Here is a 3,440-nt window from a genome sequence, read left to right as displayed (position 1 = left end):
AGGCCGATGTTGCGGCCCTGGGTGCGCACGAGCTCGCCGACCGGCGAGGGCTCCAGCTCCCGGGTCCTGAGCAGGCTGGCGAACTGCGGCGTCACCACCAGGCGCAGACGTGCGAACAGCGCCACCACGTTGATGGCGAAGGCCACGTAGAACGGGTAACGCCAGCCCCACTCCAGGAAATCCGTGTCCGACAGGCTCATCTGCAGGTAGGCGAACAGCGCCGCCGCCACGATGAAGCCGATGGGGGCCCCGAGCTGCGGGATCATCTGGAACCAGCCCCGCCGGTTGCTGGGTGCGTTCATGGCGAGCAGCGACGGCAGCCCGTCCCAGCTACCGCCGGTGGCCATTCCCTGGAGCAGCCGAAGGACCGCCAGAAGCACGATCGATGACGCCCCGATCGCGCCGTAATCGGGGACGAAGGCGATCCCGGCGGTGGTCGTGCCCAGCATGAACAGCGCCACGGTCAGCTTGGCGCCGCGGCCGTACCAGTCGTGCAGCCGCATGAACAGCACCGAGCCCAGCGGCCGGCCGATGAACGCCAGCGAGAAGATCGCGAACGCACAGAACATCCCGTTCACATGGTCGGTGAAGGGGAAAAACGCCGCCGGGAAGACCAGCACGCAGGCGATCCCGAAGACGAAGAAGTCGAAGAACTCGGAGATCCGCCCGATGATCACACCGATGGCGATCTCGCCCGTCCTGACGGCGTGCGTATCGGCGGCACCGGCCGCCGGACCGCCCGGGGAAGACATGGCCGGGTTTGCGTGGGAGCTCGACATTGGTCCGTCCGAATCGTCTCTGCGCGGGTGTCACCGCCGTGCCCGACGCCCTTGGCGGGCGCGGGCCGTGCGTCCATCACACCGCCGACCGGGCGCTGCGTAGGCGCGATTGGGGCGGTGTTTCCATGAGATCGATCAAGCCTTGCACGGGTACCGGGCCGAAACCATAGGACAAATTGTCCAATCGCCATCCCCGGCGCTCGCCGGTAGCCTCCCTTTCACGATTGAACCATTCCAACTTCGATGCACGCATGCTGAAACCGCTCCGCATCCCGTTACTCGCCCTCCTCCTCGTGAGCCTGGGCGGCTGTCAGATGGTGGTGCTCGATCCCGCCGGCCAGGTGGCCATGGGCGAGCGCAACCTGCTGATCGCCTCCACCGTGCTCATGCTGCTGATCATCGTACCGGTGATGGTGCTGACCGCGGTCATCGCCTACCGCTACCGCCATTCCAACCGGGAGGCGGACTACCAGCCTGACTGGGAGCACTCCATCACCCTGGAGCTGGTGATCTGGTCGGCGCCGCTGCTGATCATCATCGCCCTGGGGGCGCTGACCTGGATCGGCACGCACAAGCTCGACCCGTACCGCCCGGTGGAGCAGACCGCGGCGGCCGGGGAGACGGAGCCGCTCCACGTCCAGGTGGTCTCCATGGACTGGAAATGGCTGTTCTTCTATCCGGATTACGGGATCGCGACCGTGAATCAGCTCGCCGCCCCCGTCGACCGGCCGATCGAGTTCAGGCTGACCTCGGACACGGTCATGAACTCCTTCTACATCCCCGCCCTGGCCGGTCAGATCTACACCATGGCCGGCATGCAGACGGAGCTGAACGCGGTGATCAACGAGGTCGGCGACTACAAGGGCTTCTCCGCCAACATCAGCGGCGAGGGCTTCACCGACATGCGTTTCCGCTTCAAGGGCATGACGGACAAGGGCTTCAGGCAGTGGATCGAGAGGGTCCGTTCCCAGGGCGACGAGCTCGACCGCACCGGTTACATGGCCCTGCAGGAGCCCACCCGCGACGAGCCCGTCCACTACTACTCGGACTACGCGGATCACCTCTACCGGGACATCGTCCATCGCTGTGTCGACCCGGACACCCCCTGCACCAGGGCGACGGGGCCGGACGATGAACCTGCGGGCGCGCAGGAGGCCGCGACTGCGGTGTCCGTGGAGGCGCTCGCCCGCGCCGACGCGAAGTAACGAATTCGAGAGGCAGCCCGATGGAACACGGTTCCGCGCTGATGCACGTTCTGCTCGGCAAACTCACGCTCGACGCCATCCCCTACGACGTCCCGCTGATCTTCTGGACCGGCGTGGTGGTGGCGGTGCTCACCGTCGCGGTGCTCGGCACCATTACCGCCGCCGGCTGGTGGGGCTATCTCTGGCGCGAATGGTTCACCAGCGTCGACCACAAGAAGATCGGCATCATGTACCTGGTGCTGGCGGTCATCATGCTGCTGCGCGGCTTCTCCGACGCCATCCTGATGCGTCTGCAGCAGGCCATGGCGTTCGGCGGCAACATGGGCTTCCTGCCGCCGGAGCACTACAACCAGATCTTCACCGCCCACGGCACGATCATGATCTTCTTCGTGGCCATGCCCCTGGTGGTGGGCCTGATGAACTATGTCGTGCCCATGCAGATCGGCGGGCGCGACGTCGCCTTCCCGTTCCTGAACAACTTCAGCTTCTGGATGACCGCCTCCGGGGCCATGCTGATCATGGTCTCGCTGTTCATCGGCAGCTTCTCACGCGCCGGCTGGCTGGCGATGGCGCCGCTGTCGGAGGCGGCCTACAGTCCGGGTGTGGGCGTGGACTACTACATATGGGGGCTGCAGATCGCCGGCGTCGGCACACTGCTCTCCGGCATCAACTTCGTGGTGACCATCGTGAAGATGCGTGCGCCGGGCATGACCATGATGAAGATGCCCGTGTTCACCTGGACGGCGCTGTGCACCAACATCCTCATCGTCGCCGCGTTCCCGATCCTGACCGCGACCCTCGGGCTGCTGTCGCTGGACCGCTACCTCGGCATGCATTTCTTCACCAACAGTGCCGGCGGCGAGGCGATGATGTACACCAACCTGATCTGGATCTGGGGCCACCCGGAGGTGTACATCCTGATCCTGCCGATGTTCGGGGTATTCTCCGAGGTCATCTCCACGTTCTCGGGCAAGCGGCTGTTCGGCTACTCGTCCATGGTCTACGCGACCGCGGCCATCACCCTGCTCTCGTACCTGGTGTGGCTGCACCACTTCTTCACCATGGGCTCGGGGGCGGACGTGAACTCGTTCTTCGCGATCACGACCATGATCATCTCCATCCCCACGGGCGTGAAGATCTTCAACTGGCTGTTCACCATGTACCGGGGGCGCATCCGCTTCGAGGTGCCCATGCTGTGGTCGCTCGCCTTCCTGTTCACCTTCGTGATCGGCGGCATGACCGGCGTCATGCTCTCGGTGGCACCGGCGGACTTCGTGCTCCACAACAGCCTGTTCCTGGTGGCACACTTCCACAACGTGATCATCGGCGGCGTGGTGTTCGGCGCCTTCGCCGGGATGAACTTCTGGTTCCCCAAGGCGTTCGGATTCCGTCTCGACCCGTTCTGGGGCAAGGTCTCGTTCTGGTGCTGGCTGGTGGGCTACTGGGTCGCGTTCAC

The 3,440-nt window shown here is 65.0% G+C and carries 3 protein-coding genes; 2 read left to right on the top strand and 1 reads right to left on the bottom strand.

Annotated features, from left to right (window positions below; all coding sequences use genetic code 11):
- The coding region (locus tag G7A99_RS16960; protein WP_163142338.1) for an MFS transporter at window positions 1–779 on the bottom strand (779 nt) is incomplete at its 3' end.
- Between the two features lie 251 nt (window positions 780–1,030).
- Here G7A99_RS16960 and cyoA point away from each other — a divergent pair.
- Together cyoA and G7A99_RS16950 are read left to right on the top strand one after the other, a co-directional pair.
- Window positions 1,031–1,984, top strand: a complete 954-nt coding sequence (gene cyoA / locus G7A99_RS16955) for a ubiquinol oxidase subunit II (RefSeq protein WP_240466324.1) — start codon at window positions 1,031–1,033, stop codon at window positions 1,982–1,984.
- Window positions 1,985–2,004: 20 nt separating this feature from the next.
- Window positions 2,005–3,440, top strand: a 1,436-nt coding sequence (locus G7A99_RS16950; protein WP_163142332.1) for a cbb3-type cytochrome c oxidase subunit I, incomplete at its 3' end; no start/stop codon positions are given.

This window comes from Arhodomonas sp. KWT (genome assembly GCF_010993615.1).
Note: the sequence above shows the minus strand (reverse complement) of the source record. Positions and strands in the feature narration are given on the sequence as shown.

Bases quoted from the DNA above. Each gene is read 5' to 3' on its own strand.
- cyoA (WP_240466324.1), top strand. From the start codon at position 1,031: ATGCTGAAACCGCTCCGCATCCCGTTACTCGCCCTCCTCCTCGTGAGC.